Genomic DNA, 16,612 nt, shown 5'->3' with positions numbered 1-16,612 from the left:
GGGCGGTTGTCGCCGGTCCGGCGGCGGTCCGCAAGCGCTTCGAAAGCGTCGCGGCATTGACGCGCCGCCCCCGCGGCGCCACCCCTTCGCGCCGTGAAATCCGCTCAACGTCGAGGACTCCCGCGTATGCGCCCAGCGACCCCCCGCTTGATCCGCCTTCTGACCGGCCTCAGCGCCGCCGCCCTGCTCGCGGGCGCCGCCCTGCCGGCCCTGGCGGAAAACCCGGCCGCGCCGGCCGACGCCGCGACCGCCGTCACGGCCCCCCTGCAGGCGGCCGAGCCGTTCAGCTACCGCGACATGATCAGCGCCAATCGGCTGGGCGATCCGCAGGTGTCGCCCGACGGCCGCTGGGTGGTCTATTCGGTCACCGCGACCGACGTCGAGGCCAATCGCCGCCAGGGCGCGCTGTACGTCATGGACCTGCGTGATCCGGGCGAGGGCCGGCGGCTGGCCATCAACGAGGGCGGCGCAAACACCGCGCGCTGGGGGTCGGACGGCAAGCTGTATTTCCTGTCGGGCCGTTCGGGCTCGAGCCAGGTCTGGCGCGCCAACGCCGACGGTACCGGCGCCGTCCAGGTCACCAACCTGCCGGTCGACGTCAACGCCTACCGGCTGAGCCGCGACGCCGGCAAGGTCGTGGTGTCGCTGGCGGTGTTCCCGTCCTGCGCCGACCTCGCCTGCACGGTCGACCGGGCGAAGGCCGAGGCGGACAGCAAGAGCACCGGCCAGGTCTACGACCGGATGTTCGTGCGCCACTGGGACACCTGGAATGACGGGACCCAGAATCACCTGTTCGTGGTCAACACCGACGACTCGGGCGAGCCCGTCTGGGTGACGAAGGGCTTCGACGGCGACACCCCCTCAAAGCCGTTCGGCGACGAGGGCGAGTTCACCTTCACGCCCGACGGCGACGCGGTGGTCTTCTCGGCCCGGCTGGCCGGCCAGAGCGAGCCGTGGAGCACCAATTTCGACCTCTACCGGACCAACGGTTTGAGCGGCGACGGCGTGTTCGAGAATCTGACCGACGCCAACGACGCCTGGGATACCGGCCCGGTGTTCTCGCCCGACGGCCGCACCCTGGCGTACCGCGCCATGGCCCGCCCGGGTTTCGAGGCCGACAAATACGCCATCTTCCTGCGTGACATGCAGACCGGCCAGGTCCGCCAGGTCGCCGCGAACTGGGACCGCTCGGCCGACAGCCTGCAGTGGTCGCGCGACGGAAACACCCTCTACGTCACCGCCGGCGACGTCGGTCAGACGCGGATTTTCTCGATCGACACCCGAAACAGCGTCGTGACTCCGGTGACCGGGCCCGGCCATGTTTCGAGTTTCGCCCAGACGCCGACCGGCTTCGTCTTCGCCCAGGACTCACTGACCCGTCCCAGCGAGCTGTTCGTCAAGACCTTCCTCGGCCGCGAGATGCCGCGCCGCATCACCGACGTGAACCCGCAGCTGGACGCGAAGGCGTTCGGCGAACCGGAACAGTTCACCTTCGAGGGCTGGAACGGCGAGACGGTGCACGGCTACGTCATCAAGCCCGCCAACTATGTCGAGGGACAGAAGTATCCGGTCGCCTTCCTGATCCACGGCGGGCCGCAGGGCTCGTTCGGCAACAGCTGGTCGTACCGCTGGAACCCCGAGACCTACGCCGGGGCCGGCTATGCCGTGGTGATGATCGATTTCCACGGCTCGACCGGCTACGGCCAGGGCTTCACCGACGCCATCAGCCAGCACTGGGGCGACCGCCCGCTGGAGGATCTGCAGAAGGGCTGGGCCGCCGCCCAGTCGCGCTACGGCTTCCTGGACGGTGACCGCGCCTGCGCGCTCGGCGCCTCCTACGGCGGCTATATGATCAACTGGATCGCCGGCAACTGGCCGGGCGAGTTCAAATGCCTGGTCAATCACGACGGCGTCTTCGACACCTTCGGCATGGGCTATTCGACCGAAGAGCTGTGGTTCACAGAGTGGGAGTACGGCGGCACGCCGTGGGAAAACCCGCGCGGCTACCAGGCCTTCAACCCCGCCAACCACGTGCAGAACTGGCGCGACCCGATGCTGGTGATCCAAGGCGACCGGGACTTCCGTATCCCGACCGCCCAGGCCCTCTCGACCTTCACCGCCCTGCAGCGGCGCGGCGTCGAAAGCCGGCTGGTGGTCTTCCCGGATGAGAACCACTGGGTGCTGAAGCCGGCCAACAGCCTGCAGTGGCACACCGAAGTGTTCGGCTGGCTCGACAAGCATCTGAAGCCGGTGGAGTAACGGCGGACGCGCAGGACTGAAGGAGGGCGTTTCCGGCGACGGGAACGCCCTTTCTCATGGGCGCTCCGGCCCTCGCTGAGCCCTTTGGCCGGACTCGTGCGTTGTCTCCGCTCGACGGAGTCGCGTCTTGCCCAACCGCCTGAAGGACAATCCGAACTGGCTCGTCGTGCGGGACCGCGCCCTCGTCCCCGCCGGCGCGAGACTGCGCGGCTGGCGCGACTGGGTCGTCGCCAACGATCCGGTCTATGCGGCGGCGCGGCGGCCCGGAACGGCCGAGAAGATCGCCGCCGGCGTCACCGTGGTGCTGGTCGCGGCCATCGTGCTGTTCCTGCTGCTGTTCGACTGGAACATGCTGCGCGGGCCGATCGGGCGGTGGGCTTCGGCCCGCTACGACCGTGAAATCGAGCTCAACGGCGACCTCGACGTCAAGCTGTTCAGCTGGACCCCCTCGGCCCGGGTGCAGAGGCTGCGCATCGGCGGCCCCGACTGGGCCCGGGAAGAGGACACGCTGCGGGTCGAGGATCTGCGCGTCGCGGTGCGGCTGCGGGCGCTGCTCGGCGGCCATCTGGAGATGCCGCTGGTGCAGATCACCCGCCCTGAGGCGGTCCTGATCTCGACCGACGACGGCCGCAAGAGCTGGCGGCTGAATCCCGACGCGCCTGACACCGGCGAGGGCCTGAAGCTGCCGCCGATCAACCGGTTGCTGATCCAGGACGGCAAGATCTCGCTCGACGAACAGCACCGCAAGATCCGGCTGGAGGCCACCATCAACGCGCGGGAGGGGTCGGACGGGCAGGCCGGCTTCCACCTGGACGGCAGGGGAACGATCAACGGCACGCCGCTGAGCGTGCTGGTGCGGGGCGGACCCTTCATCAACATCCGCCGCGACCGGCCGTACACCTTCCACGGCGAGATCGCCGGGGTCGGCACACGGCTGGTCGCCGACGGCTCGATCACCCGGCCGTTCGATCTCGGCCAGTTCAACGCCACGCTGCGCATGCAGGGGCGGGACCTGGCCGACGTCTATCTGCTGACCGGCGTCACCACCCCGAACACGCCGCCCTACCGGCTGGCGGGCAAGCTGACCCGCGACGACGCCAGATTCACCTTCGCCGACTTCAGCGGCCGCGTCGGCTCGTCCGACCTGTCGGGGGACGTGGTGGTCGACAAGGCCGGCGACCGGCGCCGTGTGGACGCCGACCTGCGCTCGCGCCTGCTCGACATAGAAGACCTGATGGCGGTGCTCGGGGCCGAGCCGCGGGTCACGGCGTCGGGCGATACGGTCGTCAGCTCAGGCGCGCCCGGCCGCCTGCTGCCGGACGCGCCGCTGAACGTCGACCGGCTGCGGGTGATGGACGGCACGCTGCGCTACAAGGCGGCGCGGGTGAAGCGCAACGAGCTCGACGTGCGCCAGGTCGATATCGGCGCGGAGCTGAAGCGCGGCATCCTGGACCTCGACCCCGTGGCCTTCACCTTCAACCGCGGCGAGCTGCGCGGCACGGCCAGGATCAACGCGACGCGGGACCGGCCCTACAGCGCCATCGACTTCCGTCTGCGCGGCTATCCGCTGGAATCGATCATCCCCGCCCGGGGCGGCTCGCCCACCGTCACGGGCCGCGCCCTCGGCCGGGCGCAGCTGGAGGGGCCGGGGGCCTCGGTGCACGACTTCGCCGCCTCGTCGAAGGGCACGATCAGCCTGGTCGTGCCGCAGGGCCGGATGCGCGCCGCCTTCGCCGAGCTGATGGGCATCAACCTGACCGCCGGCCTGTTCAAGCTGCTCAACGACGACGACTCGACGGCCGAGATCCGTTGCGCCGTGGCCGACTTCACCGTCAGCGGCGGCAAGGCGACGGCGCGCACCTTCGTCATCGACACCACCCCGGTGCTGGCCCACGGCAGCGGCACGATCGACCTCGGGGCCGAGACCATGAACCTGCGCATCGACGGCGAGACCAAGGAGGCGCGGCTGGTCCGGCTGTGGGCGCCAATCCTCGTCCAGGGACCTCTGACCCGGCCCAGGGTCGATGTGGATCGGGCCGAGGTGGCCGCGCAGGTCGGCCTTGGCGCCATCCTCGGCGCTCTGGTCAATCCGTTCGCGGCCTTGGCCGCCTTCGTCGATCCGGGCCTCGCCGAGGACGCCAACTGCGGCGCATTGATCTCGTCGGCGGGGTGATTGAGCCAAGGCCCCGCTTCGTGCGTATCTGCACGCATGACCCGAAGAGGATTGCTCGCTCCCGCCGTCGCCGCCTTCGCCGCCGCCTGCTCGCCGCTGGGTGCTCTCAACGCGCTCGGGCCTCGTGACCGGGGCGTCAGGCGGGTCGCGCGGGATATCGCCTATGGTGACGACCCGCGTCAGCGCATGGACATCCTCGCCCCGACCGCGGCGACCGCGCGGCCCTGGCCGGTGCTGGTGTTCTTCTACGGCGGGGGGTGGGATTCGGGGGCGCGGTCGCAGTACGGCTGGGCGGCCCATGCGCTGGCGGCCCGCGGATTCGTGGTGGCCACGCCGGACTATCGCGTCGTGCCGCAGGTGCATTTTCCCGCCTTCGTCGAGGATGCCGCCGCCGCCGCCGTCCGGGCCGGCGCGGTGGCGGGGCTGTACGGCGCGGACCGGAACCGGCTGGGCGTCGTCGGCCATTCGGCGGGGGCCCACCTGGCGATGATGATCGCGCTCGACCGCCGCTACATGGCCGCCGCCGGCGCCCCCGGTCTGATCAAGGCCGCGGCGGGTCTGGCCGGACCCTACGACTTTCTGCCGCTGGACGTGCCGGCGTCGATCAACGCCTTCGCCCGCGCGCCCGACCCGACCCTGACCCAGCCGGTGACCTTCGTGCGCCCCGATGCGCCGCCGCTCTGGCTGGGCCACGGCTCCGCCGACGAACTGGTGCACGCCGAGGACACCACCATCCTGTGCGAGCGGATGCGGGCGGTCGGCGGCCGTTGCGAGGCGAAGCTTTACGAGGGCCTCAACCACGCCGATCTGATCACCACCCTGTCCCCGCTTTTTCGCAGGAAGGCGCCGGTGCTGGACGATCTCACCGCCTTCCTGCGTCGCGAACTCGCCTGAAGTCGCGGGCCGCGCCGCCTCGCCAAGGCCATGACTTTCCGCTATCTGGGGTCATGACAGACATGATGACTGGCCCGATGACGGGCCCGGCGGCTCTGGACCGCCTCGAAACCCTCTACAATCAATCGGTGGCCAACCTCCGCGAGGCGGTGCGAACCTTCCTCGCCACCGGCGAACGGCCCGACCCCGAGGCCCGGGCCAGGGGCCTGTTCTCCTATCCCCAGCTCAGGGTCAGCTGGTTCGGCGACCGGCCCGCCAACCTGGCCAGCCGCGCCTACGCCCGCCTGTCGCGCCCCGGCGTCTATTCAACCACCGTCACCCGGCCGGAGCTGTTTCGCCCCTATCTGACCGAGCAGCTGGGCCTGCTCGAGGCCGACTACGGCGCGACGTTCGAGGTCGGACCGTCGGATCAGGAGATCCCCTTCCCCTATGTGATGGACGGCTCGGACGTGGCCCTGGACCGCAGCCAGACCGCCGCCGTCGCCCGCTACTTCCCCACCACCGACCTGGCCCATATCGGCGACGAGATCTCCGACGGCCTGTTCAACCCGGCCGAGGACTTCCCGCTGGCCCAGTTCGACGGCCTGCGCACCGACTTCTCCCTGGCCCGGCTGCGGCACTACACCGGGACGCCAGTGGAGGACGTCCAGTCCTACATTTTGTTTACGAATTACAACAGGTACGTAGACGAGTTCGTGCGCTGGGCCTGCGCCCAGGTGGCCGATCCGGCCAGCCCCTACGACCGGCTCGTCTGCGCCGGCGGGGTGGTCATCACCGCGGATACGCCCAACCCGGGCGAGGTGGTGATGGACGCGGCGTGGAAGAAGCACCAGATGCCCGCCTACCACCTGACGGCGCCGGGCTGGAACGGCATCAGCCTGGTCAACATCGGCGTCGGTCCGTCCAACGCCAAGACCATTTGCGACCATCTCGCCGTCACCCGGCCCCACGCCTGGATGATGATCGGCCACTGCGGCGGTCTGCGCGACAGCCAGGTGATCGGCGACTATGTGCTGGCCCACGCCTATCTGCGCGACGATCACGTGCTCGACGCCGTGCTGCCGCCCGATATTCCTATCCCGTCAATCGCCGAGGTGCAGCGGGCCCTCTACGACGCCGCCAAGATGGTCTCCGGCGCGCCCGGCGAGGAGGTCAAGCGGCGCCTGCGCACCGGCACGGTGGTCACCACCGACGACCGCAATTGGGAGCTGCGCTACGCCAAGTCGGCCCAGCGCTTCAACCAGAGCCGGGCCGTGGCCATCGACATGGAGAGCGCCACCATCGCCGCCCAGGGCTACCGCTTCCGCGTCCCCTACGGCACCCTGCTGTGCGTTTCGGACCGGCCGCTGCACGGCGAGATCAAACTGCCCGGTCAGGCCAACCGTTTCTATGAGGGCTCGATCTCGGAGCACCTGCAGATCGGCATCCAGGCTGTCGACCTGCTCAGGGCCGAGGGCGCCCGCCTGCACTCCCGCAAGCTTCGCGCCTTCGACGAGCCGCCGTTCCGCTAGACTATTTCTTCAGCCGCTTCGCATTGGCGACGGCGGCGGCGTGGATCGGGGCCAGGGTCTCGGCCTGCAGCGCCAGCATCGTGGCCCCGAAGGCCCAGCCGTCGCTCAGCGCGCGGCTCATGGCCGCCGTGGCCCAGCTGCCCTGCGCCAGCACGGCCTCGGCCGGGGTGCGGGCGGCCAGGACCGCGTGGAGCGCGCCCTGGACCGCCGCGGTCTCGCGCGCGGCGGCGGCGGCGGTGGTCGCGGCCATGGCCACGGCGCCGTTGAGGCCGGCGGCGGCCGAGGCGGTCAGGGCCTCGACCTTCTCCGACCCCATCAGGCTCATTTCCAGCAGGTCGGCCTTCAGCGGGTCGCGGAAGCCCTCGGCGACGATCTCGAGGCGCCGGGCGATGACGTCCCCTGAGGCCTGCAGCAGTTCGTGGCCCGCGCGGGCGGTGCGGGCGGCCTGTCTGATCGGTGTCATGGCCCGACCGTGCGCGCCAATGGTGTTTACGGCAAGACCTCGGCGGTGAAGTCGGCGATTTCCTTCAGCAACGCCGGAACCGCCGCGTCGATGATCTCCTGCCCTTTCTCCGGGCTGGCCAGCAGCGGATCGGAACCGATGCGGCCGTCGGGAAAGCGGGCGCGATAGTCCAGCGCATCGCGGATCGGCCCCACCGGCGCGATTTTCGGGCTCATCTCGGCCGTCTTGATCCGGTCCGGATAGGCGGCCTGGGTCACGGCGATCTCGGACGGGGTGGCGTGCATCCCGTGGCCGGTCGGGAACATGCGGTTGCACAGGCCGGTGACGCCCGGCAGGTCCCACCAGTTGCGCAGCTTGAGAACGAAGGGCGGCTGTTCCTCGACGAAGCTCCACTCGGCGTAGATTTCGGCGAAGGTGGCCTCGATGGTCGCGACGTTGCCGCCGTGGCCGTTCAGGAAATAGATCCGCTCGAAGCCGTGCCGGCTCAGCGACGAAACCCAGTCGGTGATCGCGGCCATGAAGGTGGATGGCCGCAGGCTGATGGTCCCGGCGAAGGCCAGGTGATGCTGGGCCATGCCGATGTTGAAGGTCGGCGCCACCACGAGGGACTCATCCTGCTTCTCCGCCGCGTGGGCGATGATCTCCGGACACAGCCAGTCGGTGCCCAGCAGGCCCGTCGGCCCATGCTGCTCGTTGGAGCCGATGGGCACGACCACCGTCTTGACGGTCTTCAGCCGCGCGTCGATCTCGGGCCAGGACGACAGGTGAATCAGCATGGGGAACTCCGGTACAGACGGGGGCTGCCTAAACCGCCGCGCCTCCGTCGCCAAGCCTTGCGGCTTGCGCCGCCGCCCCGCCGCGCCGAAGTAGCCGTCATGACCCTCGTCCGCCCGCCGTCCTCTGTCGATGTCGCCGTGATCGGGGCGGGCGCCGCGGGCATCGCGGCGGCGCGGCGGCTGGCGCGGTCCGACCTGTCCGTCGTGGTGCTGGAGGCGCGCGACCGGATCGGCGGCCGGGCCCATACCCTTCTCCGTGAGGGGCACGCTCTCGACCTCGGCTGCGGCTGGCTTCACTCCGCCGACGAGAATCCGCTGGCGCAAATGGTCGAGCCGGAGGGCCTGACCATCGATCGCACTCCGCCGCCGTGGGAGAGCCAGGCCTTCGACCACGAGATGACGTCGGCGGAGCAGGCCGAATTCGGCGCCGCCTTCGCCGCCTTCGAGGGTCGCGTCGCCGAGGCGGCGGCCCGCGGCGAGGAGGGCCCCGCCTCCCGGCTGTTCGAGCCGGACTGCCGCTGGAACCCGCGCATCGACGCCATCTCCGGGGCCCTGAACGGAGCCCGCTTCGCCGAGGTGTCGATCCGCGATTACGACGCCTACCGCGACACCGGGGTGAACTGGCGCGTGATCGAGGGCTACGGCCGGCTGGTCGAGCGGCTCGGCGCCCGCCTGCCGGTGGCGACCCACTGCGCGGTCAGCCGCATCGACCGGTCCGGCCCGGTCCTGCGGCTGGAGACGGCGAAGGGCGCGGTCGAGGCGCGGGCGGTGATCTTCACTCTTCCGACCGACCTGATCGCCGCCGGGGTCGTGCGTTTCGATCCGCCGCTGCCGGACCTGATGGAGGCGGCGGCCAGCCTGCCCCTCGGCCTCGCCTCCAAGCTGCACATGACCGTGACGGGGGCCGAGGACTTCCCGAAGGACAGCCAGCTGTGGGGCCGCGCCGACACGGCCGAGACCGGCGGCTACCATCTGCGCCCGTTCGGCCGGCCGATGATCGAGGCCTGGTTCGGCGGCGACATCGCCCGCCAGCTGGAGGCCGAAGGCGAGGCCGCCTTCTTCGCCTTCGCGGCGGACGAACTGGCGCATCTGCTCGGCTCGTCCTTCCGCAAGCGGATCGCACCGGCCGCCGCCTCGATGTGGGGCGCCGATCCCTGGTCGCGCGGCGCCTATTCGCACGCCCTGCCGGGCAAGGCCGGCGACCGGGCTCGGCTGAAGGCGCCGGTCGAGAACCGCCTCTTCACCGCCGGCGAGGCGACGTCGGAGGTCTTCTACGGCACGGCCCACGGCGCGTGGCTGGAGGGCGGGCGGGCGGCGCGCGAGGCGCTGGCGGCGCTCGGTCTTGACCCCGGCCCCGCGCCCGGCGACGACGAGGCATGACGCCGCCCAGGGCTCGCCCGAAGAGCCGCCCGAAACCCGCGCCCAAACGCCCCGCCGTGATGACCGGCGCCATGGTCCCCGTGCTCGGCTGGCCGCCGGACGAGGATCGGGTCGAGGCCATTTTCGAGCGGCTGTCGCGGGTCATGCCGGATCCGAAGACCGAGCTGAATTTCTCCAGCCCCTTCACCCTGGTGGTCGCCGTCGCCCTCTCGGCCCAGGCCACCGACGTCTCGGTCAACAAGGCCACAGACCGCCTGTTCGCGGTCGCCGACACCCCGCAGAAGATGCTGGCGTTGGGCGAGGAAGGGCTGATCCCCTTCATCGCCTCGATCGGCCTCTATCGCGGCAAGGCCAGGAACGTCATCGCCCTCAGCCGCATCGTGCTGGAGCAGCACGGCGGCGAGGTGCCGCTGAACCGCGAGGCGCTGCAGGCCCTGCCGGGCGTCGGCCGCAAGACCGCCAGCGTGGTGTTGAACGAACTGGGGATCGAACCGGCCATCGCCGTCGACACCCATGTCTTCCGCGTCTCGCACCGCCTCGGCCTCGCCAACGCGGCCACGCCCGACAAGGTCGAGGCCCAGCTGCACCGGGTGGTGCCCGCAGACTGGCTGCCCAAGGCCCACCACTGGCTGATCCTGCACGGGCGCTACACCTGCACCGCGAGGAAGCCGAAGTGCAGCGCCTGCGTGATCAGCGACCTGTGCCCGTCGCGGGCGGGGCTGCAGGCGCTGGGCGAGGCGGTCTAGAGCCGGGCCTTCACCGCCGCCGCGAACCGCGCCCCACCTTCCGGGGCCGAGCCGAGATAGAAGTCCGGCTCGATCAGCTCGGCCTCCATCAGCAGCCATTCGCCGTCCGGCCCCTGCGCCATGTCGATACGGGCGTAGAGCAGGTCCTCGCCGATGGCCGCGAGCGTCTGTTCCGCCAGCGCCAGCGCCCCGGCGGGGGGCTCCGGCAGGGCGGCGTACTGGCCGCCGAACTGCACCTGGATTCGGAACTCGCCGGATACGGGCCGCTTGTTGACTACGTGGCTCAGCTCGCCGCCGAAGAACAGCAGGCTGGTCTCCCCCTCCGTCTCGATCGACGCAAGGTAGGGCTGGATCATCGCCGGCCCCTCGGGCGCGTCCGCCAGCCGCTCGCCGCGCGACAGGCGCAGCGTCTTCCACGCGCCGCCGGACACGCGCGGTTTGACGATGACGACGTCGGTTCCGAACCGGTCGAAGGTGGCGTCGACGTCGGCCTGCGTCACCCCCTCGACCCACATCGTCGGCGGGATCGCCACGCCCTTCTCCGCCAGCCGGCCGAGATAGGACTTGTCGGAATTCCGGCCGATCACCGACGGTGGGTTGAGCATCCGTACGCCGGCTTCGGCCCACGTCTCGCAGGCCCGCATCCAGCGCGGGTGATCGCGGTGGTAGCCCCAGACGATCAGCGGCAGCACCAGCGGATAGCCGGTCAGGCCGGCGGCGTCGTCGACGTGCTCTGTCCACGGGCTCGGCTCGACCGTGATCCCGGCGGGCGCGAGCGCGCCGGCCAGCCGCTCCAGCACCTTGGGCCACTGGCCGGCGTAGGAGGGATCGGCTGGATCGGGCGTCAGGACGGCGATGCGGGTCATGCCCGCCCTATAGCGAAGCTCGAAAAAAGTATAAAGATATCCTTATATGTTTTTTTGTGGCGCGGCGGGGCGGGTCCGCTAAACGCCGCCTCATGACCCACGCCCCCCACTACGACGTCTGCGCCGTCGGCAACGCCATCGTCGACGTCCTGGCCCCCTGCGAGCCCGCCTTCCTCGAGGCCCAGGGCCTGACCGCCGGCTCGATGCAGCTGGTCGACGCGCAGCGCAGCGCGGCCCTCTATGCGGCCATGGCTGCGGGGGTCGAGGCCTCGGGCGGTTCGGCCGGCAACACGGTCGCCGGCGTCGGCTCCTTCGGCGGACGCGCCGCCTATATCGGCAAGGTCGCGGACGACACCCTCGGCGGCGTCTTCACCCACGACATCCGCGCCGCCGGGGTGCGGTTCGACACCCCGCCGCTCACCGACGGGGCCGCCGCCGGCCTCGCCACCGGGGTCTGCATGATCAACGTCACCCCCGACGGCCAGCGCACCATGTGCACCTTCCTCGGCGCCGCCAACCAGCTCCAGGCGGGCGACATCGACTCCGGGCTGATCGGCGCCTCGGCCATCGTCTACCTCGAGGGCTATCTGTTCGACCCGGCGCCGGCCCGCGCCGCCTTCGAGGCCGCCGCCGCCGCGGCCCACGCCGCGGGGCGCAAGGTCGCCATCACCCTGTCGGACGCCTTCGTGGTCCACCGCTGGCGGTCCGAGCTGCTGGCCTTCATCGAGGCCTCGGCCGACATCGTGCTCGCCAACGAGGCCGAACTCGCTTCCCTGTTCGAGACCGAAGACTTCGACCGCGCCGCCGCCCACCTCGGCCGCATCGTCGACATCGCCGCCGTCACCCGCGGGGCCGCCGGTTCGGTGGTGTTCGGCCGGGGCGGCGGGGACCGGGTCGAGGTCGCAGCCTTCCCTGTCGACAAGGTGGTCGACACCACCGGCGCCGGCGACCAGTACGCCGCCGGCTTCCTGCTCGGCCTCGCCCGCGGCCTGTCGCTGGAGGACGCCGGCAAGCTCGGCTCGCTGGCCGCGGCCGAGGTCATCGCCCACTGGGGCCCCCGGCCGATGACGTCGCTGGAGGCGCTTGCGAAAGAGGCGGGGCTGCCCCTGTCCTGATCAGATCGCCGTGCCGGCCGAGGCCGAGAGGCGCAGGCCTTCCGAAGCCTTGAGGATGGCGGCATGCCGGGCGGCCCTGGGCACGCCCCTGAGGCTCCGGGCGAGGCGCGCGGCCTCGGCCTTGGGCACGCCGTCCCAGGCCCGCATGTAGCGGAAGGACGGCACCGTGCGGCCCGTCACGTCGACGTCGCCCACGAAGCGGTTTGACGGATGGGCCACGACATAGGCCTGCCATTCGCCGCTCGAGGTCTGGATGGCGACCAGATGGGCCATGGATCACGCTCGCCGGATGGTCACATACAGCGCCCCGTCGCCGCCATGTCTCCGGGCGGCCGGGGCGAAGCCGGAGACGACGCCGCGCAGGGCCGGGCCCTGCAGCCATTCGTGGACCGAGGCGCGGATCACGCCGCTGCCGCCGCGCCGCCCCTGGCCGGTGATGACCAGCACCGAGCGATAGCCCCGCGCCTGGGCCCCGATGAGGAAGGCGGTCAGGGCGTCCTGGGCCTGGAAGCGGCCGTAGCCGTGCAGGTCGATCCTCGCCTCGATCGGATCGCGTTCGCGCGACAGGCGGCGCTGGCGGCGGGGCTCGAGTTCCTCCGGCAGGCCGCGCGCGCGAGCGGGCGCGGCGGAGGGCGGGCTGAAGGCAGGTGCGACGCTCCGGACCTTCACCGGACCCTTGGCGACCGGCGCGACGGGCGGGGTCGGATCGGCGGCGCCCGGGATGATCCGTGCGGACTTCCTCGGCTTCGACGGCGTCACCGAGCCCGCCACCCGCGCCCAGATCCGGCGGTCCTCCGGGCTCAGGTCCTCGCGGCGGCTCATGTCGTGCCGGGGGCGTTCCCGTCCGGGTCCTCGTCCGAGCCGGCGTCCTGCGGCCCCGGCGTCTGCGTCAGCAGGTCGCCCGGCTGGCAGTTCAGCTCCCGGCACAGGGCGTCCAGGGTGGTGAAGCGGATGGCCCGCGCCTTGCCCGTTTTCAGGATGGACAGATTGGCCAGGGTCACGCCGACGCGGTCAGCCAGCTCGGTCAGCGACATGCGCCGTTCGAGAAGGATGCGGTCGAGCTGTACGCGGATGGCCATGGGGAACTCTCTATACCGGCGGGCGCGCGGACGAAAAGCGGGCGGCGCGCGATCCTCTCTCAGATGGTCAGTTCGGAGTCACGGCGCAGACGCGCGCCCTCGCGGAAGACCTCGGCGATCACCACGATGATGATGACCGCGAACGACGGGGTGATCAGGTCGAACAGGCTGGGGGCCTCCATGGCCCCGCGCACGAAGCGGGCGACGAGGAACTGCCCGGCCCAGACGCCCAGCGTCACCGAGGCGAAGGCGGCGGCGATCTGGTGCAGGCGGCGCACGTTCTGCGGATGGAAGGGATCGCCCATGCGCAGCGTGGCGACGATGCCGATCAGCAGGCGGAAGATCAGGGCGGAAATGGACAGATAGGCGAAGGCCGCGCTGGCCACCAGCAGCACATAGGCCCAGGGCAGGGGGATGACGATGGCGTCCTCGCCGGTTCCGGCGGTCACCAGCGACCAGCCCAGCAGCTTCAGCGCCACGACGGCGACGGGGACGAGAACGGCGCCGACGGACAGGACCCAAAAGGCGACGGCGCAGGCCGTGCTCGCCACGCTGGAGATCGAGACCAGGCTCAGATGGGGCAGGGAAGGGGTGCGGATCCCGAGCGATGTCGTCTTCGGGAATCGCATGCGGGCCTCGTTCAGGCCGGACGTCCAGGCGCGAATGCCGCGCGGGGTCCGGCGAACCCACGCGCGGTCTTATACATCGCGTTTGTCATGCGGATCGTCAAAGCTCCGGTGAGACTTTCAGGTTGGCCTGGCGCCCGTCGGGCTGCTTGAGGCCAGGGCAGACTCACAGGGCCTGGACGAGCGTGGCGACCAGCGCGGTCGGCAGGGCGGCGAGCAGGAAGGCGTTCAGCACGCCGTGGCCGACCTTTTCGATGAAGTAGGAAGCGTTCATGGTGTTCATTGTCGTTCTCTCTCGATCCTGACGAAGGGATGGTTTTTCCCTTCTTTCGTTGTGCCGCTGCATTGATCGTGCGTCTTTGCCTTGGATCAAGGAACGTCGCGGCGTCCGTCCTTGGGTTAATAGATAGGCCGTGCGGGGCGGGAAGTCATGTTACATATCGTTTAACGATATTAAACTTTGGCAATGGATCGTTACAGGGCGCGTTATCGGTATGAAACTGAGACTTATCAAAGGGATGCGACTCGTCGCGGCGACCCACAACCCGGGCAAGGTTCCCGAGATCAAGGCCCTGCTGGGCGGACATTACGAGGTGGTCACCGCCGGGGCGCTGAAGCTGGCGGAACCGGAAGAGACCGAGACGACCTTCGCCGGCAACGCCCTGCTCAAGGCGCGGCACGCGGCGGACCGGTCGGGCGAGGTCGCCCTGGCCGACGACTCGGGCCTGTCGGTGGCGGCGCTCGGCGGGGCCCCGGGGATCTTCTCGGCGCGCTGGGCCGGTCCCGACAAGGATTTCGCCTTCGCCATGCGCCGGGTCGAGGAGCGGCTGGACGAGGTCGGCTCCGACGACCGCCGGGCCTGGTTCACCTCGGCCCTCGCCGTGGCCTGGCCCGACGGCCCGGCGGTGGTGGTCGAGGGGCGCGTCGAGGGCCGGCTGACCTTCCCGCCGCGCGGCGACCGGGGCTTCGGCTATGATCCGATCTTCATTCCGGACGGCTACGACCGGACGTTCGGCGAGCTCGACCCGAAGCTTAAGGATTCGATCAGCCACCGGGCCCGGGCCTTCGAGAAGTTGAAGGCGGCGCTGATTGACTGACGCAGTTCCCGACCCTGGCTCCGACGTCGCGATTTACGTCCACTGGCCCTACTGCGCCCGCATCTGCCCCTATTGCGATTTCAACGTGGTCAGGGACCGCGGTCGGCGCGAGGAGCAGGCGGCTCTGGTCGGGGCGATCCTCGCCGATCTGGGGGCGCAGGCGGCGCTGACGGGTCCGCGCCGGCTGGCGTCGATCTTCTTCGGCGGCGGCACGCCGTCGCTGATGGCGCCGGAGGCCGTGACGGCGGTGATCGAACGGGCGCAAGCCCTGTTCCCGCCGCGCGGTCTGATCGAGATCACGCTCGAGGCCAATCCGACGGACGCCGAGGCCGGGCGTTTCGCGGCCCTCGCCGACGCGGGCGTCAATCGCCTGTCGATGGGGGTGCAGGCGCTCGACGACGCCGCGCTCGCCTTTCTCGGCCGCAATCACTCGGCCGATGAGGCGCGCCGGGCCGTGGCTGTGGCCGCGCGCGCCTTCGACCGCCTGTCGATCGACCTGATCTACGCCCGCCCGGGGCAGACAGTGAGCGGCTGGACCGACGAACTGACCGAGGCGCTGGACCTCGGTTTCGAGCACGTCTCGCCCTATCAGCTGACCATCGAGCCGACGACCGCCTTCGGCCGGGCCGTGGCCCGCGGCGCCTGGACGCCGGCCGATGAGGACACGGCCGCCGCCCTCTACGAAACCACCCAGGCCGTGCTCGAGGGGGCGGGATTCGAGGCCTATGAGGTGTCGAACCATGCGCGGGGCGTCGCCGCCCGGTCGACGCACAACCTGCATGTCTGGCGCGGCGGCGACTATCTCGGCGTCGGACCGGGCGCGCATGGACGATTGACGCTGGACGGCGTGCGGACCGCGACCATCGCCCATCGCGGAATCGGGGACTATGTCGCCGGCGTCGCGGGGCGCGCGCCGTGGACGGAACGCGAGGCGCTGGATCCTTCGGCCGCCGCCGAGGAAAGGATCCTGCTCGGACTGCGCACGGTCGAGGGCGTTTCGCTCGTCGATCTGGCCGCCCTTGGCCTGACCCCCGCCGCGGCGCCGCTCGCCGGCCTCATCGCCGACGGCTTTCTCGCCCAGGCGACCGGCCGCATCGCCGCCACCCCCCGGGGACGGCCCGTGCTGGACGCGGTCCTGAAGGAGCTGCTGACCTGACCGCTGTCGGAGCCCGCGCCGCCGCCTCCGTCTGGCCGGCCGGCGCCGTGGCGCCGTCGGCGGGTTCATCACCAAGACCACGAAGGAAGGGCGCAAGGACACGACGGAAGCCCGCCAGGCCTCGCCCGCCGCGGGCCCTTGCCCGCCATCAGGATCGACGGCGTCTCCCTGCGGGAGCCGCTCCGAAAGCCGTGACGCTGTGCTGACAATCCGGGAATCCATAGTCGGATTGCGCGGATAATCTCCGGCCTTTCCAGGCACATCGCCTTTTCTCGAACCTGTTTCCCGAGCACGCCCGATCCCGGGCGCATAATAGGGGCATCCCGTCGGTGGGGAGGGCGTCGGATCCACGCTCTCGACGACGGCGGGCTGTGGTCGAGCGATGAAGCCCGGGCGATGGAGAGTCCGGGGGTCCTCGCGGACAGGGATGGATCCTGCCCGCTTGCTCGCCGCGCGCCTTGAGGTGCGGTC

General features: G+C 70.7%; 16 protein-coding genes. 9 read left to right on the top strand and 7 right to left on the bottom strand.

Going from position 1 to position 16,612, the window contains the following annotated elements:
- Window positions 1–126 precede the first annotated feature (126 nt).
- The 4 genes from VGD32_RS02055 to VGD32_RS02040 all read left to right on the top strand — a co-directional run bounded on the left by VGD32_RS02055 (window position 127) and on the right by VGD32_RS02040 (window position 6,837).
- Window positions 127–2,259 carry a S9 family peptidase gene (locus VGD32_RS02055; RefSeq protein WP_331030242.1) on the top strand — a complete coding sequence of 711 codons (2,133 nt, stop codon included), beginning with the start codon at window positions 127–129 and terminating at the stop codon, window positions 2,257–2,259.
- 127 nt (window positions 2,260–2,386) lie between these two features.
- Window positions 2,387–4,432, top strand: coding sequence for an AsmA family protein (locus VGD32_RS02050; protein ID WP_331030241.1), 2,046 nt, complete (start codon window positions 2,387–2,389; stop codon window positions 4,430–4,432).
- A 51-nt stretch (window positions 4,433–4,483) separates the two neighbouring features.
- Window positions 4,484–5,326, top strand: a complete 843-nt coding sequence (locus VGD32_RS02045; RefSeq protein WP_331030240.1) for an alpha/beta hydrolase — start codon at window positions 4,484–4,486, stop codon at window positions 5,324–5,326.
- 65 nt (window positions 5,327–5,391) lie between these two features.
- Window positions 5,392–6,837 (top strand): AMP nucleosidase, encoded by a 1,446-nt coding sequence (locus VGD32_RS02040; protein WP_331030239.1) that lies wholly within the window; start codon window positions 5,392–5,394, stop codon window positions 6,835–6,837.
- A 1-nt stretch (window position 6,838) separates the two neighbouring features.
- Here VGD32_RS02040 and VGD32_RS02035 read toward each other — a convergent pair whose 3' ends face one another.
- Both VGD32_RS02035 and VGD32_RS02030 read right to left on the bottom strand, forming a co-directional pair.
- Window positions 6,839–7,300 carry a phasin family protein gene (locus tag VGD32_RS02035; RefSeq protein WP_331030238.1) on the bottom strand — a complete coding sequence of 154 codons (462 nt, stop codon included), beginning with the start codon at window positions 7,298–7,300 and terminating at the stop codon, window positions 6,839–6,841.
- Between the two features lie 26 nt (window positions 7,301–7,326).
- Window positions 7,327–8,076 carry a creatininase family protein gene (locus VGD32_RS02030; RefSeq protein ID WP_331030237.1) on the bottom strand — a complete coding sequence of 250 codons (750 nt, stop codon included), beginning with the start codon at window positions 8,074–8,076 and terminating at the stop codon, window positions 7,327–7,329.
- A 99-nt stretch (window positions 8,077–8,175) separates the two neighbouring features.
- Between VGD32_RS02030 and VGD32_RS02025 the strand changes: the two genes are divergently transcribed.
- The gene (locus VGD32_RS02025) at window positions 8,176–9,456 is read left to right on the top strand and encodes an NAD(P)/FAD-dependent oxidoreductase (RefSeq protein WP_331030236.1); all 1,281 of its coding nucleotides are present in this window, start codon (window positions 8,176–8,178) and stop codon (window positions 9,454–9,456) included.
- Window positions 9,453–10,202 carry an endonuclease III gene (gene nth, locus VGD32_RS02020; RefSeq protein ID WP_331030235.1) on the top strand — a complete coding sequence of 250 codons (750 nt, stop codon included), beginning with the start codon at window positions 9,453–9,455 and terminating at the stop codon, window positions 10,200–10,202. The genes VGD32_RS02025 and nth overlap by 4 nt, the downstream gene beginning before the upstream one ends.
- On the opposite strand, the gene VGD32_RS02015 is transcribed toward nth, so the two are convergent.
- A complete protein-coding gene (locus VGD32_RS02015; RefSeq protein WP_331030234.1) occupies window positions 10,199–11,068 on the bottom strand; it encodes a transporter in 870 nt (289 codons plus the stop codon). The two genes, nth and VGD32_RS02015, sit on opposite strands and share 4 nt — an antisense overlap.
- Before the next feature lie 92 nt (window positions 11,069–11,160).
- Here VGD32_RS02015 and VGD32_RS02010 point away from each other — a divergent pair, with 92 nt between their 5' ends.
- Window positions 11,161–12,183: an adenosine kinase gene (locus VGD32_RS02010; RefSeq protein WP_331030233.1), complete on the top strand. Its 1,023-nt coding sequence runs from the start codon at window positions 11,161–11,163 to the stop codon at window positions 12,181–12,183.
- Here the strand turns inward: VGD32_RS02010 and VGD32_RS02005 are convergent, their stop codons facing one another.
- The 4 genes from VGD32_RS02005 to VGD32_RS01990 are packed head-to-tail and all read right to left on the bottom strand — an operon-like array spanning window position 12,184 to window position 13,891.
- Entirely contained in the window at window positions 12,184–12,456 is a 273-nt protein-coding gene (locus VGD32_RS02005) for a hypothetical protein (RefSeq protein ID WP_331030232.1), read from the bottom strand. It lies immediately after the preceding gene.
- Window positions 12,457–12,459: 3 nt separating this feature from the next.
- Entirely contained in the window at window positions 12,460–13,005 is a 546-nt protein-coding gene (locus VGD32_RS02000; protein ID WP_331030231.1) for a Smr/MutS family protein, read from the bottom strand.
- The gene (locus tag VGD32_RS01995) at window positions 13,002–13,262 is read right to left on the bottom strand and encodes a helix-turn-helix transcriptional regulator (RefSeq protein ID WP_324817542.1); all 261 of its coding nucleotides are present in this window, start codon (window positions 13,260–13,262) and stop codon (window positions 13,002–13,004) included. Before VGD32_RS01995 ends, VGD32_RS02000 begins: the two co-directional genes overlap by 4 nt.
- A gap of 59 nt (window positions 13,263–13,321) precedes the next feature.
- A complete protein-coding gene (locus tag VGD32_RS01990) occupies window positions 13,322–13,891 on the bottom strand; it encodes a DUF2975 domain-containing protein (protein ID WP_331030230.1) in 570 nt (189 codons plus the stop codon).
- A 491-nt stretch (window positions 13,892–14,382) separates the two neighbouring features.
- Here VGD32_RS01990 and rdgB point away from each other — a divergent pair, with 491 nt between their 5' ends.
- Window positions 14,383–14,985 carry an RdgB/HAM1 family non-canonical purine NTP pyrophosphatase gene (gene rdgB, locus VGD32_RS01985; RefSeq protein WP_331030229.1) on the top strand — a complete coding sequence of 201 codons (603 nt, stop codon included), beginning with the start codon at window positions 14,383–14,385 and terminating at the stop codon, window positions 14,983–14,985.
- Window positions 14,978–16,141, top strand: coding sequence for a radical SAM family heme chaperone HemW (gene hemW, locus VGD32_RS01980; RefSeq protein ID WP_331030228.1), 1,164 nt, complete (start codon window positions 14,978–14,980; stop codon window positions 16,139–16,141). Before rdgB ends, hemW begins: the two co-directional genes overlap by 8 nt.
- Window positions 16,142–16,612 lie beyond the last annotated feature (471 nt).

It is taken from the genome of Brevundimonas sp. (assembly GCF_036402095.1).
Lineage (GTDB): Bacteria > Pseudomonadota > Alphaproteobacteria > Caulobacterales > Caulobacteraceae > Brevundimonas.
This window is presented reverse-complemented; position numbering and strand designations above follow the sequence as displayed.

Excerpts from the sequence above, each read along its gene's own strand:
- VGD32_RS01990 (WP_331030230.1), bottom strand. The coding sequence starts at position 13,891 with ATGCGATTCCCGAAGACGACATCGCTCGGGATCCGCACCCCTTCCCTG.
- VGD32_RS02000 (WP_331030231.1), bottom strand. The coding sequence starts at position 13,005 with ATGAGCCGCCGCGAGGACCTGAGCCCGGAGGACCGCCGGATCTGGGCG.
- VGD32_RS02040 (WP_331030239.1), top strand. The coding sequence starts at position 5,392 with ATGACTGGCCCGATGACGGGCCCGGCGGCTCTGGACCGCCTCGAAACC.
- VGD32_RS02025 (WP_331030236.1), top strand. The coding sequence starts at position 8,176 with ATGACCCTCGTCCGCCCGCCGTCCTCTGTCGATGTCGCCGTGATCGGG.
- VGD32_RS01995 (WP_324817542.1), bottom strand. The coding sequence starts at position 13,262 with ATGGCCATCCGCGTACAGCTCGACCGCATCCTTCTCGAACGGCGCATG.
- VGD32_RS02035 (WP_331030238.1), bottom strand. The coding sequence starts at position 7,300 with ATGACACCGATCAGACAGGCCGCCCGCACCGCCCGCGCGGGCCACGAA.
- VGD32_RS02005 (WP_331030232.1), bottom strand. The coding sequence starts at position 12,456 with ATGGCCCATCTGGTCGCCATCCAGACCTCGAGCGGCGAATGGCAGGCC.
- VGD32_RS02015 (WP_331030234.1), bottom strand. The coding sequence starts at position 11,068 with ATGACCCGCATCGCCGTCCTGACGCCCGATCCAGCCGATCCCTCCTAC.
- VGD32_RS02030 (WP_331030237.1), bottom strand. The coding sequence starts at position 8,076 with ATGCTGATTCACCTGTCGTCCTGGCCCGAGATCGACGCGCGGCTGAAG.
- nth (WP_331030235.1), top strand. The coding sequence starts at position 9,453 with ATGACGCCGCCCAGGGCTCGCCCGAAGAGCCGCCCGAAACCCGCGCCC.
- rdgB (WP_331030229.1), top strand. The coding sequence starts at position 14,383 with ATGAAACTGAGACTTATCAAAGGGATGCGACTCGTCGCGGCGACCCAC.
- VGD32_RS02010 (WP_331030233.1), top strand. The coding sequence starts at position 11,161 with ATGACCCACGCCCCCCACTACGACGTCTGCGCCGTCGGCAACGCCATC.
- VGD32_RS02055 (WP_331030242.1), top strand. The coding sequence starts at position 127 with ATGCGCCCAGCGACCCCCCGCTTGATCCGCCTTCTGACCGGCCTCAGC.